The organism is Congregibacter variabilis, from assembly GCF_045689235.1.
Lineage (GTDB): Bacteria > Pseudomonadota > Gammaproteobacteria > Pseudomonadales > Halieaceae > Congregibacter > Congregibacter variabilis.
This window is the reverse complement of sequence record NZ_CP136864.1, coordinates 707,639-727,105: the sequence shown is the minus strand read 5'-3', so window position 1 is coordinate 727,105 and position 19,467 is coordinate 707,639. Positions and strand designations below refer to the sequence as shown.

Annotated in this window: 18 protein-coding genes and 1 tRNA gene; 7 read left to right on the top strand and 12 right to left on the bottom strand. The window is 54.7% G+C overall.

All coding sequences use genetic code 11. The features are described 5' to 3' along the window. The first annotated feature begins 46 nt into the window (after nucleotides 1-46). Nucleotides 47-937: a TIGR01777 family oxidoreductase gene (locus R0135_RS03285; protein ID WP_407348833.1), complete on the top strand. Its 891-nt coding sequence runs from the start codon at nucleotides 47-49 to the stop codon at nucleotides 935-937. A gap of 25 nt (nucleotides 938-962) precedes the next feature. Here the strand turns inward: R0135_RS03285 and R0135_RS03280 are convergent, their stop codons facing one another. After that, nucleotides 963-2,261: an RNA polymerase sigma factor RpoD/SigA gene (locus R0135_RS03280; RefSeq protein ID WP_407348832.1), complete on the bottom strand. Its 1,299-nt coding sequence runs from the start codon at nucleotides 2,259-2,261 to the stop codon at nucleotides 963-965. 176 nt (nucleotides 2,262-2,437) lie between these two features. On the opposite strand from R0135_RS03280, the gene R0135_RS03275 reads away from it, so the two are divergent. Further along, complete coding sequence (locus R0135_RS03275) at nucleotides 2,438-3,457, top strand: MerR family transcriptional regulator (RefSeq protein ID WP_407348831.1); 1,020 nt, start codon at nucleotides 2,438-2,440, stop codon at nucleotides 3,455-3,457. Between the two features lie 84 nt (nucleotides 3,458-3,541). Here the strand turns inward: R0135_RS03275 and R0135_RS03270 are convergent, their stop codons facing one another. The 4 genes from R0135_RS03270 to R0135_RS03255 form a co-directional block, all read right to left on the bottom strand. Beyond that, nucleotides 3,542-4,177 (bottom strand): exosortase H-associated membrane protein, encoded by a 636-nt coding sequence (locus R0135_RS03270; protein ID WP_407348830.1) that lies wholly within the window; start codon nucleotides 4,175-4,177, stop codon nucleotides 3,542-3,544. Next, complete coding sequence (xrtH, locus tag R0135_RS03265) at nucleotides 4,174-4,668, bottom strand: exosortase H (RefSeq protein WP_407348829.1); 495 nt, start codon at nucleotides 4,666-4,668, stop codon at nucleotides 4,174-4,176. The genes R0135_RS03270 and xrtH overlap by 4 nt, the downstream gene beginning before the upstream one ends. A gap of 30 nt (nucleotides 4,669-4,698) precedes the next feature. After that, nucleotides 4,699-6,048 carry a sodium-dependent transporter gene (locus R0135_RS03260; protein WP_407348828.1) on the bottom strand — a complete coding sequence of 450 codons (1,350 nt, stop codon included), beginning with the start codon at nucleotides 6,046-6,048 and terminating at the stop codon, nucleotides 4,699-4,701. 63 nt (nucleotides 6,049-6,111) lie between these two features. Beyond that, nucleotides 6,112-8,946 (bottom strand): AsmA-like C-terminal region-containing protein, encoded by a 2,835-nt coding sequence (locus R0135_RS03255; RefSeq protein ID WP_407348827.1) that lies wholly within the window; start codon nucleotides 8,944-8,946, stop codon nucleotides 6,112-6,114. A gap of 172 nt (nucleotides 8,947-9,118) precedes the next feature. Here R0135_RS03255 and R0135_RS03250 point away from each other — a divergent pair. From R0135_RS03250 to R0135_RS03240, 3 genes are all read left to right on the top strand, one after another. Next, nucleotides 9,119-9,206 (top strand) — tRNA-Leu (locus tag R0135_RS03250). 1,360 nt (nucleotides 9,207-10,566) lie between these two features. Further along, the gene (locus R0135_RS03245) at nucleotides 10,567-11,184 is read left to right on the top strand and encodes a dUTP diphosphatase (RefSeq protein WP_407348826.1); all 618 of its coding nucleotides are present in this window, start codon (nucleotides 10,567-10,569) and stop codon (nucleotides 11,182-11,184) included. Between the two features lie 3 nt (nucleotides 11,185-11,187). Beyond that, nucleotides 11,188-12,153 (top strand): hypothetical protein, encoded by a 966-nt coding sequence (locus R0135_RS03240; protein WP_407348825.1) that lies wholly within the window; start codon nucleotides 11,188-11,190, stop codon nucleotides 12,151-12,153. 31 nt (nucleotides 12,154-12,184) lie between these two features. Here R0135_RS03240 and trmA read toward each other — a convergent pair whose 3' ends face one another. The 7 genes from trmA to R0135_RS03205 form a co-directional block, all read right to left on the bottom strand. Beyond that, nucleotides 12,185-13,285: a tRNA (uridine(54)-C5)-methyltransferase TrmA gene (gene trmA / locus R0135_RS03235; protein WP_407348824.1), complete on the bottom strand. Its 1,101-nt coding sequence runs from the start codon at nucleotides 13,283-13,285 to the stop codon at nucleotides 12,185-12,187. Next, nucleotides 13,282-13,605: a TusE/DsrC/DsvC family sulfur relay protein gene (locus R0135_RS03230; protein WP_407348823.1), complete on the bottom strand. Its 324-nt coding sequence runs from the start codon at nucleotides 13,603-13,605 to the stop codon at nucleotides 13,282-13,284. The genes trmA and R0135_RS03230 overlap by 4 nt, the downstream gene beginning before the upstream one ends. Before the next feature lie 7 nt (nucleotides 13,606-13,612). Beyond that, complete coding sequence (locus R0135_RS03225; RefSeq protein ID WP_407348822.1) at nucleotides 13,613-13,921, bottom strand: DsrH/TusB family sulfur metabolism protein; 309 nt, start codon at nucleotides 13,919-13,921, stop codon at nucleotides 13,613-13,615. Continuing rightward, nucleotides 13,905-14,279 carry a DsrE family protein gene (locus tag R0135_RS03220; protein WP_407348821.1) on the bottom strand — a complete coding sequence of 125 codons (375 nt, stop codon included), beginning with the start codon at nucleotides 14,277-14,279 and terminating at the stop codon, nucleotides 13,905-13,907. Before R0135_RS03220 ends, R0135_RS03225 begins: the two co-directional genes overlap by 17 nt. 7 nt (nucleotides 14,280-14,286) lie before the next feature. After that, the gene (gene tusD, locus R0135_RS03215) at nucleotides 14,287-14,661 is read right to left on the bottom strand and encodes a sulfurtransferase complex subunit TusD (RefSeq protein WP_407348820.1); all 375 of its coding nucleotides are present in this window, start codon (nucleotides 14,659-14,661) and stop codon (nucleotides 14,287-14,289) included. A gap of 87 nt (nucleotides 14,662-14,748) precedes the next feature. Then, nucleotides 14,749-15,420 carry a Bax inhibitor-1/YccA family protein gene (locus tag R0135_RS03210; RefSeq protein ID WP_407348819.1) on the bottom strand — a complete coding sequence of 224 codons (672 nt, stop codon included), beginning with the start codon at nucleotides 15,418-15,420 and terminating at the stop codon, nucleotides 14,749-14,751. 220 nt (nucleotides 15,421-15,640) lie between these two features. Next, the gene (locus tag R0135_RS03205; RefSeq protein WP_407348818.1) at nucleotides 15,641-17,194 is read right to left on the bottom strand and encodes a sodium:solute symporter family transporter; all 1,554 of its coding nucleotides are present in this window, start codon (nucleotides 17,192-17,194) and stop codon (nucleotides 15,641-15,643) included. A gap of 69 nt (nucleotides 17,195-17,263) precedes the next feature. Between R0135_RS03205 and R0135_RS03200 the strand changes: the two genes are divergently transcribed. Both R0135_RS03200 and R0135_RS03195 read left to right on the top strand, forming a co-directional pair. Then, nucleotides 17,264-18,016, top strand: a complete 753-nt coding sequence (locus tag R0135_RS03200; RefSeq protein WP_407348817.1) for a dienelactone hydrolase family protein — start codon at nucleotides 17,264-17,266, stop codon at nucleotides 18,014-18,016. A gap of 158 nt (nucleotides 18,017-18,174) precedes the next feature. After that, a complete protein-coding gene (locus tag R0135_RS03195) occupies nucleotides 18,175-19,458 on the top strand; it encodes a M28 family peptidase (protein WP_407348816.1) in 1,284 nt (427 codons plus the stop codon). Nucleotides 19,459-19,467: the final 9 nt, after the last annotated feature.

Here is a 19,467-nt window from a genome sequence, read left to right as displayed (position 1 = left end):
GAAGCGGATAGGGTAACTATCCGCAGACACTTTTAGGGATGGCTTCATGAATATTCTGGTTACGGGCGGCACGGGATTTATTGGTGAGGCATTAATACCCGCGCTGCTGCAAAGAGGGCATGATGTCAGCGTCCTGACGCGTCAATCAGCGCCAAAGCAACTGCCGGGGGTGGAATACGTACAGACACTCCCCTCACTGAGTTCGACCATCGATGCAGTTATTAACCTCGCAGGAGCGTCGCTTGCCGGCAAGCGGTGGACCGCTGCCTATAAGCAAGAGATGATCGCCAGTCGTGTAGATTTGACGCGGGCATTGGGAGAGTACTTTCAAAGCACCACGAACCCGCCGTCGATTTGGCTCAACGCGAGTGCTATTGGTTTCTACGGTCCACAAAAGAACGAAGAGCTCACTGAGAGCTCGCCACCGGGGAAGGGCTTTGCGGCGGGACTGTGCCGGGAGTGGGAGTTGGCCGCTACCGAAGCAGCGGGAGGCGCTCGACTGTCTCTGCTGCGTCTTGGTGTGGTGCTCGATACCGGCGGTGGCGCGTACCCGCAGATGGCACAGCCCTTTCGCATGGGCGTGGCCAATTGGATAGGTGATGGGCAGCAATGGTTGAGCTGGGTCCACCGAGACGACGTCGTGTCAGCATTCTGTTTTGCTCTTCAGAGCCCGGATCTGTCTGGCGTCATAAATGTGACAGCCCCGGAGGCAGTGACAAGCCGGCAATTCTGTCAGGCAATGCGCCAGGTGCATCGCACACTGCTGGCGATCCCTATGCCCGGATTTTTGATGCGAGCAATGGTAGGAGAAATGGCCGATGAGCTCCTCATTACCGGCCAGAAGGTGTTGCCCGCTCGCTTGAGCAGTGCAGGCTTTGAGTTTTCATATCCCCGATTGGACCTAGCGCTGGAGCGCATTGAATCGACCAGCAGCTAGATCTCCACGCCATTGCATCAATGGCTCAGTTGCTCGCATCAATGTAGTCGGCAAACGCTGCGCGGATGCGCTCGTTGCCGCTGAGCTTGGTCAGCGCTGCTCTTTCCAGCTGACGTACCCACTCACGACTCACGGACATACGATCAGCGATTTCGGCGCGGGAAAGAGGCGGGCCGTCGTGCAGGCCCCAGCGAGCAATCACCACTTCGCGCTCCGCCTGATCCAGTCCCTGCATCTCGAGAATCAGCCTGTCGTGAAGGGACTCTGTTTCGGCCTCTGACTCTGAGGTGTCGAAAGGTCCGCCGCTAATGGTGTCCAGCAGTGTTCCATCCTCATCATCGTACTGGGGAGCGTCCAGTGATACACCCAGGTTACGCAGCTGCAACAGGTCTCGCGTCTTCTCCAGGGACAATCCCGCGGCCTCGGCAAGCGCTGCATCCCCGGGCTCTTCTCCAGTTCGCTGCTTTTCGGTTATGCGCAAGCGATAGAGCTTGTTGACTTGCTCCTGCACGTGGGTCGGATAACGGATCAGACCTCCGGTATCGCCTACATGACGGCGAATAGCCTGGGTTATCCAGTTAAAACAGTAGGTGCTAAAGCGAAACCCCTTGCTGTGGTCGTACTTTTCTGCGGCGCGGATCAAGCCCAAGGTGCCTTCCTGAATGAGATCCAGATAATTAACGCCCTTACCGCGATAGCGTCCGGCAATCGAGTACACAAGGCGCAGGTTGTGCATGGTTAGCGTATCCCGCGCATCGGAGTAGCGCTCGAGATAGGCGATTAGCTCGCCGCGGATCTGCGGATCCAAAGGCTCCGTCGGGCGCTTTTCGGTCTGTGACCAATACGTAGACCACTGCTGCAGCGCGTCGGCGACGCTGTCTTGTAGCTTGACACCATCAAGTCGCAAAACCACTACAGCAAGCCCGACGGCGAGACTCGCCGGCAGCTCCAACTCTTCCATTCTCTGATCCAGGGTCCGCACAGCGCGTTTTTTCTGCAGTGCGCTATGCAGAGCTTCCATGCGATCGGCCTGCTTGCCGTCAGCCATGTAGCTGGCCAGCTCTCGCCGCAAAATGAAGTGATGCTCCCGGTTTACGAAGTAGGCGATGTCCAGTGGAGTCAGCGCCGTATTTCTGCTCCACGCACGCAGGTAATGTAACGCTGCTGCATCGCGGGTCAAAAGGCGCTGGAGCTCCCTGACGGCGACCCATTTGTCGCCATCAATGGACTTTTCCTGTTCTCCTGTCAGGAGCGGATAACGACGGGCCTCAGAGAACAGGCGTTCAAGATCACGATCTTCGGTTTCTACTGCAAGCGATTCCACTTCGTCCACCTCTATAACTTGTTGTATAGGTATACGGGAGCTTGTCGTGAATTGGATAGCCTAATTGGACATTTGTCCGGGTATTGCTGCGACAAAATATAGACATAGGGGGTTGATCCCTAGATCTAGTACAGCTTTTGTCGCGTAACTACACTGAAACCACATGAGACTGACCTATGAATGCTGCCTTGTTTGAACCTCGTCCCCTTTACGGTATTGGCACAGTTGCTCGCCTCACGGGCCTCAAGCCCGACACCTTGCGGGTATGGGAGCGTCGCTACGGATTGGGCGCAAGCCACAAATCGCCAACAGGACGTCGACAGTACACGCAGTCGGATCTCGAGCATCTGCAGCTGATCGCGTCGCTCGTGGGTGATGGTGCGCGCATCGGCGAGATAGCAAAGTCCGAGCGAAAGACGCTGGAAATGCTATTGCGTCAAAGAGGCCTGCGAAACCGTGGTAGCGATACCCCGGCAAAACCTCGAGCTGTCTTTCTTGGTGTTGCTTTGTGCGACTGGCTGGACAAGCACCAGGGCTGTGTCAGTAATGTAAGTGCGCATCTTGCGCGTACCGAGCTGGCAGACATGGACGAGCAAGCCTTCGACACATTAGAAGTTAACGATGTGTTGGTGGTCGAGTGTAGCTCCTTGGGAAGTGCACAGGTCGCGAAGCTGCAACAGTTCCAAAAGGCTGGAGTAGCCTCCCGTATTATCGTCGCGTACCGCTTTGGAAATGCCCACTGGCTAGAGGAGTTGGAGAAGGCTCAAATAGCTGTCATGGAATTTCCGCCCGATGCCGGGAAGTTAGCATTTGAAATAGCGCGAGGGGTGGCGGAGTCTGCGGTACACGTGGGTGAAGGCAATCTTGGTGACTTGATGCCGGGTAAAGACCGTCAGTTCAACGCTGCTGATCTGGCCGCGGCAGCCAACCTGAAGAGCACCCTCGATTGTGAATGTCCCAAGCACATATCTGACCTCATCACCGCGCTGGTGAGTTTTGAGGAGTATTCAGCGTCCTGCTCTATCGATAATTGGCACGATGCTGCGGTGCACTCCTGTATTTATGCTTACACCGGTCAGGCCAGGCATTTGATGGAGAAAGCGTTACAGGCAGTATTGGAAGAACGCGGTGCCGAGTTCCAGGCGGAGCTCAATCGTCAGGCAACAAACAAAGGAGCACTAAGCAATGTCGGGTGATACCTCAAGGCTACCGTGCCGCGGCTGTACCAAGGATTGCACCAACTATGCGACTTGCGGCGGCAAGCCCTGGTTGCTGCGCGATCAGATATTGCTGTCTTTGTCTTGGGCGGGTTTTAAAGAATCCGGTAGCAAGCCGATGAAAGCCGGCGAGTCCTTGGCGGTGTAGGCCCACAAAAGCACAGGTGCCAAAGGCGGCACCATCAGAGTAGAAAACTGGTAGAGCAAGGCGATGGCATCGGTTGGTGGCACTGCCTCGTGACCCATGAACACTGCGCCCAAACCGAGCATCAGATCCTTCAGCGTGGTGCTGATGAGCCCAATCGCCAGAAGTAACCACAATCCCAGCAGGCACCATGCAAACCGTTCCCAGCTGGCACGCATGGGGGTGGCAATGTGCAGGGCCGTAAAAAAGGGTATGGAGTAGGACAGTGTCCTTGTGTTGACGGGATAGGCGAGTTGGTTGCCAGCTTCTGTGTGAGACATGATCAGGCCACCGGTTTCGCCATAATGAGTCATCACCAGCATGTCTGTGCCGCGCAGGCCCACGCTGGCAATGGTATCGCCTAACCATCCAAGCAACACAGGCTCTATGAGCACTACCGCGGGAGCGGCGATGAAGTTACCGAGGTAATACCAGATTAAGAAACAAACGGGCAAAAGAGCGAACACCGTTAGCGTGAACCGCAGCAAAGGGCGATTGCCCAGCCAGTCAATCATGTCTCGGCCGTCGGATTCTGGGATAGATAGCGCAGATAGAGCATGAACACGACGAGCACATCAAGCATGATGAGCACAGGCCACAAATAGAGGTGGGTCCAGGTAAAAGCGTCCATGTTCCATTGGCCAAGATAAAACAGGCTGATGATTCTGGCGATGTTCATCACCTGAATAGCGAGAAATCCAAGGGTGATCGCCACAAGTTTTCGACGCCAGTGCGCAGGAAACGCCAGAACGCCTGCGATGAGGACTATGGCTGCTTCTACGCCGTTACAACCGGCCTCTATGGACACCGCGAATCCTGTTTGTGTGTGACTGATAACACGCCCGCTGGCATACACGTTTTCGTCAAACGGAATGATGATGGCGGCGCTGATATCAGCGAGCCAACCGGTGAAGGGCTGGATCACGGCAGCCTGTATCGGGCCAAGTAGTTCCAGCGTAAACAGCCCAAGAAGAATTGCCGAGAACAATACGATGAAGCGGTGCACGATTTGCTGCCTACACAGAGGTCAAAGTTGTTAGCGTAAAGACTGCACGAAAATCAGCAGGATGATTGCGGGGCACACAAGACGCAGATGCCATGGCCAAATCTTCCAGAACAGTCCATGGGCTATATCGGGAGCTCCCTTCTTAAGTTCGCCCAGCACCGAGTCTCGGTGCCAGATCCAGCCCACATAAATGCAGAACACAAAACCTAACAATGGCTGGCTGTAGCGCGTAGTGAATGCGATCACCAATCCAAATAACGAAGCGAAGTTAAGCAAGATCACGAGGCTGACCAGAGCAATGAGTATCCCGATAACCAGTACGGCTTTGTGACGCTCAACCCCGTGGTTTTCGATGGTGTAGGCTACCGGCACTTCGAGCATGGATATGGACGAGGTGAGAGCGGCGATACTCATCAGGAAAAAGAAAGTCAGCGACACTACGCCGCCCGCCATTCCCATATTGGAAAACAACTCTGGCAAAACGGTAAATATCAGCGTGTCCTCTGATAGCAGACTTCCGTCAGCGGCAAAGATTTCTACGCCGTTGTTCAACGCTACATACATTGCGGGGAGCACCAAAAAACCCGCGAGTACGGCGATGCCAATATCTACTGCCGTTACCAGGCCGCCAGCGACCGGAAGGTTTTCTTTGTCGCTTATGTAGGAGCCATAGATCAACATGGTGCCGACACCCAAAGATAGAGAGAAAAATGCAGAACCCAAGGCCTTGATTATGAGCTGGGGAGAAAACGCACTCTCAAAGTCAGGCATGAGGTAAACCTTTAAACCCTCAGTTGCACCGTCAAGGGTTAAAACGTAAGCCACCAGGGAGAACAGCGTGATTAGCAGCAGCGGCATGAGTCGGCTAGACCAGCGCTCGATGCCATCGCGCACCCCGGCTGAAATGATGGCAATAGTTAGCCCCATAAATAGCGTCATAAACAAAACGTTACGCGGGAGCGAGAAACCTACCAGCCAGCCTGCCAGGTCGTCGGCGCCCACGAGCGCAGCGAGTGACGAAAGACAGTGCGCGATCATCCATCCCGCGACGATAGCGTAAAAACTTAAAATTAAACTCGCAACGATGAACCCGACAATGCCCGCTGTCGCGCCGATGTTTCTCAAAAGGGGCCTGGTACTGGTGCCCTTTAATGCGGTGACGGCATTGGCGTGGGCGTGTCTCCCGAGCACCAGTTCGGCCATGAGTGCGGGATAGGCAAGGACGAAGGCCAGGATGAGGTATACGATAAGAAACGCAGCGCCACCGTTACTGGCGGCCTGAGTTGGAAAGCCCCAGATATTCCCAAGTCCCACAGCACTGCCGGCTGCGGCCATGATAAATCCAAAGCGTGAAGAAAATTCGCCCCGAGCTTGCGCCATTTTTATGTTGAGTTCCTAGCTTGGAGCGGGCGAGTGTAGCACGCTGTATGTGCGTCGTAATGCCTAGGGAGACTCGGTTTCGCAGGGTCTGTAGGGGTTATCAGGGCCGTCTAAACCAAACAGTTTCAGTGTAAGGCTAGGAAGCAATAGCAGCGCCTGTGCTGAAAGGTCTGCGCTTGCCTGCAGTGGCGACACACGAAGCTGGGGGTCGCTCACTGGACCCTTGATATGGACAGCGCTGGGGAACTGAAACGCACGCGTCTTTGAGCGCGGTTCGATGCGCACGTCGAGCTTGTCTTGGGCAAGATCAATCGATGCCTTGCCCGTGGCCAGCATGCGCGGAGTTTCTATGTAGATGCTGTCACTGCGAGCAACGCCTGCAGTAATATCAAACTGTGCCATGGTGCAGCTAAACGTCGTGGTTTTTTCGCCGGCGCCTCTCACTAGCCAGGCCAGGAGGTTGCTCATCAACAGGTCGTAGGCTGCGCCACTGACTGTTACATCGTTAAGGGCTGTGGACACGCGACCCTGAAGGTTGCCGCGCCAATCAGGGGCATTCGAACCTCGGGTCACAAGACCACCCTGAAAACTCAAAGCGCCACTCACATCCTCTTGTAAACCCAGGTCTTCGGTAAGTGCGCCAAGAGGTACGCGAATCCCTCTACCTGCGAGGCTGATGGCGGTAGGAGTAAGGCGGTAGTCGATATTGCCACGCATCATCAATTCGCCACCGGCGTAACGTGTGTCGAGTTCTTTTAGGGTGATACGACCCGGTTCCGTGTCGATCGCAAGACTCAGGTCTTGTAGAAGGCTCAAGGGACCAGTGACTTGTCCGCTTCTCAGGCTAAAGTGGACGGGGTAGGCGGGTAGAGATTGGTTGAGCGCTTGAATGCTCCAGGGCTCATCGCTAATGGCCGGGCTGGCTGGGGTGCTTCTAAAATCGTCCAGGTGCAACTGCGCTGTGTACAGATCGAGGGACAGTCTATCTACCGCATTGCGGTCAATGTCTGCCGTCGCAACGGCCTGTATTTTTGTGTCACCAAGCTGAATATCAGACAGGAGCGTGGCGTAATTGGGTCGTAAACGCAGACGCGCCTGCATTGTCTCAGGCACCGTCGAGAGTGACGTTTTGGCGTGCCAGGTGTCGGTCCCTAATTGCTCAAGGCTGATGTTTAGATCGGCGCTAAGTTCATCATTAATCAGACTTCCATTGCCGGTGATACCAAACGTCGTATCCAAGCTTGGCTTAATGCTTAGATCCACGTCGCGCAGACGCAGCGTGTCGCTGGCTCGTGTAAGCAGAGCAGTGCCCTGAGCACTGCCAAGAGTGGGTGGCGAGGTCACATCAAGCAGTGTAAGCAACGGTTCGAGTTCAAACTCATCCAGAGTTAGATACATAGCCAGCCCTTTGGCTGTAGCAAGCTCTGCGATGGTTCCCTTGGCGCCGATACTCCCGTGACCCTGCCTCTGGGCGAGAGTAAGCTCGATCAACGGCGCAGATAATAACTTCTCGTGCCAGAGCACACTCGTGGTTCCCGTTAAGCGGTACAGCGGATGTAGCGTCTCAATGTTAGACAGGTCTACCTGCAGATCATCGACTGTGCCGTGGACCTCGCCGGTAAACCTGCCCGTGACTCCCTTGAGTTGGCTTTGTATCAGCTCGCCACCTAAGTCGGCGCCACTCGCCATCAGGAACGCGCTCAGATCGCCGACAGTCCCGGTAAGATCTGCGTGCATGATTTGCTCGGGCGAAAGGGCCGACAGTTCTGTTAGTTGAAGTGTCTGTGACTGGTTTGAGAGGCTGATACGGCTCTGGCCAACGCCATGAAGCACGAGGGAAGTTCGCTTTAATAGTGGGGCGGCCAGAGTGCCGGCAACTTCGAGTTCGAGCTCGCTGCGCAGGAGTAGATCGGCGAGCACCCCGTCACTGGGTATGAGGCCATCCATCTGCCGGGCGAACCCGTTTGCCTGCAGGTTCATGGTCACCTCATCGCTCCCTTGGCGAGCGATGGTGCCAGAGGCCGTAAAGTCGAAAGCGCTTTGCTTTTTGAGTCCGAGTTCGTCGAGCGTCAATGCATACCCATTGAGATCTCCACTGAGTGTCCCCCGGATGGTGAGGTTGCCGCCGAATTGATACGCCTCGGCATCAAGTGCGCGTAAAAAGTCGCTCACACGCTCATAGTGACCTTCAACAGCCAGCTCGTAGCTAAGGTCTGCCCCCGATGCATCGACATATCCCTGGGCGCGCAGTTCGGAGTCTTCAGTGAGTCCCGAGATAATGGCGCTCACATTCAATCGGTGGGCTTGGCTGTTCAAGATCTGCCAGTCAGCCTTGGCGGCCAAGGATACAGAGCGTTGAGCGACATCTGCGTGCGCGGCGATGTCCCAGCTTCCTTCTGTGCTTCTCGTGGCAGCAAGCCCATAGAGTGGAAAGATCCAGATGTTGTCTGTTCGGGAAATGAGGTGAAGGGAGCTCACCGAAATTTCCATGGGTAGACGAGAAATCGGGGCGAGGAGTCCCTCGATATTGATCGCTTGGTTGCTGGACTCATCGTCCAGGTAGTAAGTCACGTTATTGGCACTGAAATGCCCGCGACTGATATTACCCAGGAGTAGCTCCCGGGCAGACATGTCTAGGTCCACCGCTTGCAAAGCGATCAGGGGAGGACCCTGCTGCTCGCGATAGTTAACCAACATCAGATCGGCCTGAAAAGTAAACGGCGACCAGTGGAGGCGCGGATTTGTGAGTTGCAACTGGTAAGGGGTGAACTGCCTCACGGCAAGGTCGATCACGCGAAGCGTGAGTGGTGGTGATATCCACAATGCCAGTAGTGCCGATAGCAAAGGTAGCAGTATAAAAAGTGCAGCGATCAGCGATAAGCGAAGAGGCTTTGACATCACAACGGCGATATAGGGTGAGCACTGAGTTTAGCACTTAATATCGAAAAACCGCCTGGATTGCTGAGGCTGCCTGGCTGTCCTCAGTGCGGAAAAAACTTGAAGTTATGTGCGGACGAGGGCTGTTTTGCGTTCCCATACACTCAGTAGAGTGGGTACAATATAGCCCCATGCGGGTGTGGTGAAATCGGTAAACACAGCGGACTTAAAATCCGCCGCCCTAAACAGGCTTGACGGTTCAAGTCCGTCCACCCGCACCATTTTAAGCCTGTGCGCAGGAACCACTAGCAGTAAAACGGATTCGTAGGGCATTAGAGCCAAGCAAAGGGCTCAATTACCTATGGGACTCCCGATGACCGACCGCCGCTGATTTTCGATAGTTACGGTCTGTGAATTCTCTCGGATTCGATCTTTCTGAGACTTCCTCATACACACTTTGTGCCCGATACGTGTGCCCGATGGAATTATAGTCTCACAAATCAGGGGGTCCTCTTCTGTCTGCGCAACGGCACCTGCAGTACTACCAGTGACATTACTGCTTGTGTCGGCGGTTGAGGAGCAGGCTGTGACAAACAGTAAAAGTGCCAGTGCACAAAGGCGTCCGCTAGAGTCTGTTGATAGTTGCATATCAAGTCCTGATCGATTAATGGCGCTTAGTATCGCCTAATCCCGCTCATGCATTCAACTCACTGGCAGCTTGCGGTGGGCCCGGTATCAGTGTCGCCCTATTCGGCGAGTTATTCAGGCCCAAGGGAACGATCGGCGGGTTTGCTGGGTCCAAGGTCACTGTGAACACATTGCTTTACGACTCCCTGGACTCAACAGGTCTGAACCGCTGGGCGTGGTCCCCGGTAGTTTGGCCCCTCGTGCTGTCTGTGCTGATACATCTCATACTGCTGATGTTCCTTTGGGAGCGCTGGGATAAAGGCGGCTCGACTTCAGCTGCGCGCCTGGAGTCCGTAAGACACCATTTTAAGTTGATGCCACAAACACCATCTGCGCGCTCGGCATCCTCAGGTGAAGCTGTGGAACAGAAGACGCAATCCGCTGAACTAGCGTCTCCACAGATCCCGTCTCAGCTTAAAACTATGAACAGATCTGCTGATTATGCGGAACGTGCTGTGCGCCCGGTCCAAAAAAGAGCTGCTCGTAAGCTTGACCTGAGCTTGCCAGAAGCAATCGCGTCAAGTGTGGACACTCTGCCCTTGGAACGCGCTGCAACCGTGTTCGACCCGCAGTTAACACAAGCAATAAAAGACGCTAAAAGGCGACCTCGGGGCTTATCCTTAGCCGTACCAGAGGAGCAACCAGCAGAGGCTTTTGTTGGTGGCCAGTGGCGTTCTCTGAGCAGAATTGGCGATCTGTGTTTCGAGGTCATTGCCGCCGACCCTCTCGATAGCTTTGGCACAGATCAATGGTATCGCCGAAGCTGCGATTGAGACCTGGGCGTCAGGGCCTGGACGAACATCACTGGATCTGTTGTAGCCTCTCTAGCTGACTATTGCTTCCAAGTGACAGTATCGAATGCGACGGGGTAGGTTTACTGTCAGTCTTGGCGACTAATCTGCGCTAAAATCAGCCACTTTATTGTGCTGGTCGTAACAGCAAATAGGGAGATTTATGCAAGAGGCACTCACTACGATGTTGCGTATGCAAGATCGCATGAACACTCGGGTTCATCCGCAGTGGATTAGTCAGAACTTTGCCTGGCACAGAGCCATTTGGGTGGAGTGTGCAGAGCTTGTTGATCATCATGGCTACAAGTGGTGGAAACATCAGGAGCCCGATCTGGAGCAGGTTCAACTGGAGGTTATTGATATCTGGCACTTTGGGATGTCCGCTTATTTTCGCCAGGGCGCTGATGCAGAGCAACTTGCCGTCGAGATCATGGCGCTTTGGCCTGAAACACCCAAGGCGCTTGGAGTGCTGGAAGCGTCCGAGGCTCTTGCGGCAGTGGCGGCAGGAGAGAGTCGATTTTGCGTGACTACCTTCGCTTCCCTGCTGGCAGCGTCCTCATTGGATTTTGCAGGTTTATATCGTCAGTACCTTGGCAAGAACGTACTTAACTTCTTTCGCCAGGATCACGGCTACAAGGATGGCAGCTATAGGAAGTTGTGGAGTGGGCGCGAGGACAATGAGCACCTAATGGAACTGCTGTCAGACATTGATACCTCGTCTGCGGATGCAGAAAGCCAGCTCTACAGTGCATTGGCCGCGCGCTATGCAAAGACTGCCTAGGGTATGACTGGCTCTGACGACAATCGTTTATCGACGTCCGCGCTGGCAAAGCGCTTAAAGCTGCCGATACAGCAGCTTTTTGTCACCTTGCGCGACTACGGCTGGATTGATCGGCGCGGCAAGAGTTGGGCGCTCACGGGGAAGGGAGAGCTGCAGGGTGGCTCCTACCAGGAAAGCCAGCGTTTTGGTCGCTACATAGTCTGGCCCGACTCTTTGCTGGAGCATCCATTGCTTAGTGCTATTGAGACGAATCAGCGAATCACACCCGGCGGAATGCGCCGTTACTATCCACATCTTGGTGTACGCCAGATCAACCGCAATTTTGCAGAGCTGGGCATGTTGAGCATTACTCGGCGTGGCTTGGAGTTGACAAGTCTGGGGGAGCATTTTGGCGGGCGACAAGAGCATGACGAAGACAATGGCTTGCTGTTGATTAGCTGGCCTCATGAGATCGTGGATAACCCTGTGATTCACCGCGAACTTAATCGGCTGGTCTCAGATGGCTTTTCCAGTGAGAGCCCAATAGCCACGGCCGCGTCCACGGACCCAAAACCCGATCTGGATTCTGGTGCCATTGCTCCAGATCTTTTTGCGACACCGGCGAATGAGCCGCTACAAGTTCCAAGGGAAACAGTTCATGCGCGCTGCGGTCTTGATGGGCATGCGGTGGATAGCCTGTTACAACTCAGGGTTTGCGATTGGCTTTACGAGGCGCAGCTGGCGCACGCTCGAGATCGAAGCTTGCCAGTTGAAGAGCCGCTTACGGCGGATTTCTACGTGCCGGCTGTGGGGTTATACATCGAATGTTGGGAGCGCGATGTACCGACATCTGCGTTGTCGAGGCGCTTACGCACCCGGGAAGTATGTCGCGAGTTGAAACTGGCTTATCAGGAAATCGCAGCGACCGACATAGAGCGTGTTGACGATCTACTGACCAAGCGCGTCGCCGAGCTGTCCAGAAAACACTAGACGCCTAGTGTTTTGCTTGCGTTAGCGCGAGTTACGCACGCCGCAGTATCACAGCACTTTCGATATGATGCGTATAGGGGAACTGATCGAATAGAGCAAAGCTTTCGGCGCTGTGCGTATCCTTCAAGGCGTGGATGTTTTCTTTGAGTGTCTCCGGGTTACAAGACACATAGATAATAGTTTCAAACTGTCGGACGCACTCCAGAGTCGTCGAATCCAGTCCCGCCCGCGGAGGATCCACAAACACCGTTCGTAGATCATACTCATTCAGTGACTTGGGGAGAGACGCCAGACGTCGAAACTCTCGAACACCGGCCATCGCCTGACTGACTTCCTCAGCACTCAAACGCACGACTTCGACGTTCTCAATGGTGTTCTCGCGAAGGTTCTCTAAAGCGGCGCGCGTGCCACTCTTTGACAGCTCAGTGGCGATCACGCTGGGGTACTGAGACGCCAGGGGCAGCGTGAAATTGCCGTTTCCGCAATACAGCTCTAGCAAGTCCCCGGAGCATTCGGCTGATTGCTGCCACGCCCAGTTCAACATCTTTTGATTGACCGGCGCGTTGGGCTGCACAAAAGATTGCTCGTATTGACGGTAGCGGTAGCGTCGATCATTCACCAGAAACTCGTCGTTAATAAAGTCCGTACCGATCACTCGCTTTTGTTTGCGGCTACGGCCAACCAGCGATACTCCAAACTCCTTGGCAAGCAGTGTCCCATCTTCCTCCCACTGATCGTCTAATGCTCTGTGGTAGATCAAGGTAACAAGCAACTCACCGGTAGTGCTGGCCATGAACTCCGCTTGAAACAATTTTCTGCGCAGTGTCGGCCGAGATTTAAGATAATCCCGTAGCGACGGCATTAACTGGCGTATGGGCGTAAGCGCAGGGGCAAATTCGGTGATTGTGACCGGAGTGCGGGGGCTCGCCGGGTCAAACATCACATAGTTGAGGTCTTCTTCATCATGCCAGATACGAAATTCCGCTCGAACCCGATAGGACTCCGGTGGTGAACTAAAACATTGCGCAGCAGGCAGCGAGACCGAAAGCATGTCGTTTTCGACCCGCGCGCATTTTTGCGCAAATAGCTCCGCGTAGTTTTCCGGGGAGGTCTGCCAGGGCAGCAAGTTCATAGACAATTCGCGGGTTTTGGGAGGCCGGCAATCTTACTCGCGATTTTCGCCGGGGAGCCAGGAAATAGCTTCAGTAAGTAAATACTGCGGCCTTTTTCATCCCCAAGCCGCAATTTGCAGAATTTCACCAAAGCACGCATGGCCGGTGATGAATCGAAGGTCACGTAATACTCCCGAAGCAACTCAATAATTTCCCAGTGCGCGGGGGACAAAGCAATGGATTCTTGCGTCGCTATTTGCGTCGCAACCGTGGTGTTCCAATCGTGGTAATTGACCAGAAAACCTTCATCGTTGACTTTGGGGAGCAGGGCGTTGGGCATTAGTGATTCAGCGCCACAAGGTCTGGGTTGGGCAGCGCTCGCTCAGCAAAACCCAGTCTGCATAGCTTGTTCGAGTGATGGCTGCGTGCACATTAGTCACGGCATAGGCCTGCAGGTCCTCGTCCAGCGCGTAAATCACAGCCCCTGAAGTTATCCACCGGGGTACTTGTGGATGTGATGCGTCCGCAAGAAGCACAGCCTTGGAGAGCAATAACACCGGCTCCCTCGGTGCTATCTGTGCCAGTAAGCGAAGCGCCGCGCCTGAGTTGGGCGACGCATAGAGGCAATGCAGTGTGGACTCAGAGGCTAATGACATGACTTGCCTCATTGATCAGGGCTCGTACTTGCGCGCTGTTTACGCACACTGCAAACGCAGGAAAGCCATCAGAGCTGAGGCCATGTTGCTCTAGCGACGACTCGTCAACATATACACGCTCAATGTCGTAAAGGGGTAGGGAGTCGATGGTTTTCCTAAGCGATTTTCGACCCACAGCTTCGGCGTGCTGTTCAGCTCTCAGGCACAGCACAGCGTCACCAGAAAAAAGCAGCACGGGACTTTGCGAAAATACGGCAAAGGCCAACGCAAGATCCACAGAGGACCGCGCCAGAGAGCCAAGGTAGGGCGCACTTTGCACCAGGATAAGCGGCCCACCTGCTTCATCGGTTGCTGTCATGGCAGGCTCAGTCCGCAAAAGTGAGAAAGCGCTGGGACGTACTGGAAGACTCAATGAGCGCTCCGAGACCGGCAATGGTGAATTCCGGGAGGCAGCGATCGGTGTGCGTTTGACCATCGCCAAGACCAAAGCGAACGGCGGAGGCAACGCAGGCTACCAATGGAGTGCCCGTGCTCTGGGCAAAGCTCTGCCAGCCACTACGAAGATCGTCCTCGTCAGCCGGTGGTTCGCAGTGAGACAGCGCGGTAAGAACGCCGGCGTCATAAAAGAACACGCAGGCCACTTCATGCCCGCCCTGGCAGACGGCTTTGGCGAACTCCAGAGCGTGACGCGCACTTGGGCCAATGTCGGGAGGACTGAGAACAAGAAGGGTATAGCGCATAGAGACGCAGTATAAACCGCGGTATAAACAATGTGCCCATAAAAAAGCCCCGAACATTGTCGGGGCTTTGGGTCTATCTATTGCTGATCAGTCGTCGCCGGAAAGGGCAGTCAGTAGATGCAGAATATGGATAAACAGGTTGTAGATGTTCAGGTACAGACTCACGGTCGCGCGGATATAGTTAGTCTCTCCGCCGTTGATGATTCTGCTTGTATCAAACAAGATCAAACCTGACATGATCATGATCACAGCCGCAGAGATGGTCAGTGACAGCGCGGGGATCGCAAGGAAGATGTTGGCGATCATTGCGACTACCGCAACGATCAGACCAACCATCAAAAAACCGCCCATAAAAGAGAAGTCCTTGCGGGTTGTCAGCGCGTAGGCGGACAAACCGAAGAACACAACGGCAGTCCCGGCAAGCGCCTGCAATACCAAAGCGGGGCCACCGGGCATCGCCAGGTAGAAGTTGAGCATGGGACCTAGCGCCGCGCCCATAACACCGGTGAAGGCAAAGATCGCCAGCAGTCCCTTTGAACTGTCTGCGGTTTTGTTAACTACAAACAAAAGGCCAAAGCCCACCAGACTGAGAATCAAGGCTGCGCCCTGCGGAAGCCCCATAACCATCGAGATGCCAGCGGTAATTGCGCTGAACAAAAGGGTGATGCCCAGCAGCATGTAGGTATTTCTCAGGACCTTGTTGGTGCTGACCGCGGCACCTAGTGCGGCATCGACGTCATACACTCTTGGATTAGCCATTATTTCTTGCCTCGCTTTTAGCTCAGTTGTGAACAATCAAACATTTGGAGTCGGATCTTATCTAAAAGTTCCTTAAATAAAGATCTGATTTTGTTCAATAAAACACCTCAAGGTGTTGATAATTCGACACTTAATCAAAAGATTCGCTTCGAACGCCAACGACCTATCGAGAGTGCAGTATAGCGGTAGATCGATGGGCAACAAACCGTTAATGAACAGATTACATATAGCCCTGTGTTATCAGCAGCAGGGCCATTATTACGGCAAATCCTGCCAACAGCGCGGCGCGGGTGCTGCGCGGCGGATTCGCCTCTCTGAGGGTCTGGAGCGCCCGGGGCAAAGCCGATGGACCGCTACCCATAGCTGCCATGGCGAGCGTCACAAGGCATCCGGCCAGATTCCACCACAACCAGGAGATGCTCGGGGCAAGCTGCCACAGTAAGAGGTTGGCGACGACACCGCAAAGGAACGCCGCTACTGCGTTGCGAGAACTCGTGCCCGGGAGAAGGATCGCAATAGTAAACAAACCCAGCAACGGACCATTGACTAAGGAGCCGACTTTATTGATGGATTCCAGGAGTGTGCTGGCGATATGTTCAACGCCAAAAGAAAAACCCACCGTAAACACACCCCAGCAAAGGGTTACGAGTTTTGATTGCACGAAGCGACTCCGTTGGGAGGCACTGTCAGGGGCGGGAAAGAAATCTTCTAATGTGCTTGCCGAAAGACTGTTTAAGGCTGAATCGATAGAAGACATGGCGGCCGCAAACAGACCGACGATCGCAAGCCCCGCAAGACCTGGCGCAAACTCCCGCAATACAAAGGCTGGGAAGACAAGGTTAAGGTTCGGTGCACCTGATGCGGTAAGCGGAAGATCACTCAGGAACTCTGGGCGCTCCAGTGCATATGCGGCAAGACCAAGGCCCAGTAAGCAATAGGCAAGCACGATCGGAAAGCGCATCAGGCCATTAAGCATGAGGATTTTGTGAAGGTCTTTATCGCTTCTTGCCGCCAGTAGGCGTTGGGCCTGGCTTTGGTCGCAACCGTAGTACGCCATGTACAAGAAGAGCCCGCCAAACAGCATGGGCCAAAAGCCGTAGTTGCTCGTGCCGCTTACGCCCCAGTCGTTCATTAAGGGCCGGCTTCTTTGGGATAAATCATCCAGATGCGACCATAGATCCGGCGCCAGCCAGCATAAAGACAGTATAACCGCGCTTACCAGCAACAACATTTGTAGCACGTCAGAGACGACAACTGCTCGCATGCCACCCATAACGTCGTAAGTCACCGTGACGCCCATGAGCAAAGCAACCGCCGGGACATAGCCAATGCCGGTGATTAGAGCCAATACCGATGCAACACCATAAACAGTCACGCCGGTAGCAACACCACGAAAAAACAAAAAGCAGCCGCTGGCGGCCAGGCGTGCGCCTCGCCCAACACGCTGTTCCAAAAATGCGTAGATCGAAATCACACCACTGCGATGCACGGCGGGAAACAGGAATGCCAGGCCTAGCATTGCCAGGGGAACGGCGAGCTCGTATTGCAGCCAGAGCAGACCACCGCCAGCTGCAAAACCCACAAAGGCCGGCGCGCCAAGCAGGCTGTTGGTGGAACACTGCGTTGCGAGGATCGATGTGGCCAGAGCGGGCGCAGGCAATCCTCCACCCAGATAGTATTCCCGTTCCGTCTGTTGGGGGCGGCCCAAGTAAACGGCGAGAACAAGCATAGCGAATAGATATCCACCAATAATCCACCAATCGAGAGTGGTCAAACCGCTTGCCTCCAGCGTGCGTAAACGTCGATCATAAAGGATTGAACAAATCATGAGAGAAAAGACGCGATGAATACGATGAAATTCATGGGTTTGGGTTTGCTGGCCTTGGGCGCACTAGCGCAGCAGACTGCGTTTGCTGGCGAAGCTGTTGAATACGAAGTGGCAGGCAAGCGCTACGAAGGCTATTTCGAGCCGGCGACAGATAGCCGAGGTTTGGTCGTCATCATTCATGACTGGGATGGTTTAACGGATTACGAAGTAAAGCGTGCTGAAATGTTATCGGCGATGGGCTACAGCGTTTTTGCCGCCGACCTCTTTGGCGCAGGCATTCGTCCAACCGAGACAAAGGATAAAGTCGCACTTACCGGTGAGCTTTATCAGGATCGAGAGAAAATGCGCTCGCTCATGCGCGGCGCTTTGGCGGCAGCTAGCGATAGCGGGGCGGATATATCCGAGGCTGTTGTCGTGGGTTACTGCTTCGGCGGCACGGCGGTCCTTGAGTTGGCGAGATCCGGTGAGCCTCTCAAGGGATTTGCGAGTTTTCACGGAGGTTTGACGACACCCGAGGGGCAGAGTTTTGCCAAGACGCAGGCGCCGGTGATGGTGTATCACGGTAGCGCAGATACCGCGGTGACTATGTCTGACTTCGCTTCGTTGGCTGAGCAACTGGAAGCTGCTGGCGTTCCTCACGAAATGACTACCTACAGCGGCGCACCACACGCCTTCAGTGTGTTTGGCAGTCCCCGGTATAGAGAGAAAGCTGATCAGCAATCATGGGCTTCTTTTACTAACTTTCTCGATACAACCTTTAGCCAATAACCCACAACCTTCGGAGATCAGCTTTGATCAATACTCCAAGCTTAACCCTGCGTTTCTCTAGAACAACTGGCAAACAAGCTTTGGCAGCGGCGCTGGGCGGTCTTCTTTGCTTGTCCTCCTTTGCGGCGCATGCCCAAACGGCCCCGCCGGGTGAGGTAATGGATCTTTATGATATTGCCACGGCGCCGTCCCCAGAGCGGGTGATGAGCGACATAGAGACCTTGGTTAACTTTGGAACAAGACACACGGCATCTGATGCTTCGAGCGACGGTCGCGGTATTGGCGCTGCCCGGCGCTGGATTTTTGCCGAGTTTGAGCAAATCTCTAAAAATTGCGGTGGCTGTCTCGAGCTTATGTACATTGGCGAGACCATAGAAGGGGAGCGTCGGGTTCCCGATCCTGTAGAGATAGTATCGGTGCTGGCAATTCAAAGAGGCGACCTGGACCCTGATCGCATGGTGCTTATGTCGGGCGACATCGACAGCCGTGTGTCAGATGTTATGAACGCCAGTTCGGACAGCCCGGGGGCCAATGACAATGCCTCGGGGGTTGCCGGAGTACTGGAGGCGGCGCGAGTGCTCAGTCAGTACAAGTTCGATGGAAGCATCGTCTATGCCGCGTTGGCGGGTGAAGAGCAGGGACTGATCGGTGGCCGTATTGTGGCCGCACATGCCTTGAAGCAAGGCTGGCAGATAAAAGCAGTGCTCAACAACGATATGATCTCCAACATTTCCGGCATTGATGGCGTGATCGATAATAGTGTCGCGCGAGTGTTTTCTGAAGGCACGCGCGCGGTGGAGACCGATGAAGAAGCCCGCGCCCGGCGATTCACCGGCGGGGAAGTCGATAGTCCCTCGCGGAATCTGGCTCGCTATATCGATGCCATGGCAGACCGCTACATGACTAATCTAAACGTCGAGATGGTTTACCGTCTGGATCGCTTTGGGCGTGGGGGGCATCACCGACCTTTTAATGCCGTGGGCATTCCGGGCGTCCGCATCATGGAGACCCATGAGCATTATGATCGACAGCATCAGGATCTGAGGGTAGAAGACGGGCGCGAATATGGCGATACCCTGGATGGCGTCAATGCGCCCTACGCTGCAAAACTCACCGCGCTCAATGCCATCACCATGGCAGGGATTGCTGGAGCTCCGCCGTTCCCCAGAGAGGTAAAAGCATCAGGAGCAGTGCGCGCGTCCGCAACACTCAGCTGGTCACCGGGTGGTGACGAAAAGGCCCGGAAAAACCTGGCGGGTTACCGTGTATGGTGGAGAAAAACCACAGCGCCGCAGTGGACCCACTCCCGCTTTGTCGGCAATGTTGGCGAATGGGAATTCACCAATCTGGTGATCGACAATTACTTCTTTGGTGTGTCTGCTGTTGCCACCGATGGCAGCGAAACTCCCGTGGTGTTCCCCGGGCCGGCGGGCGCGTTTTAGGCTCGGCGA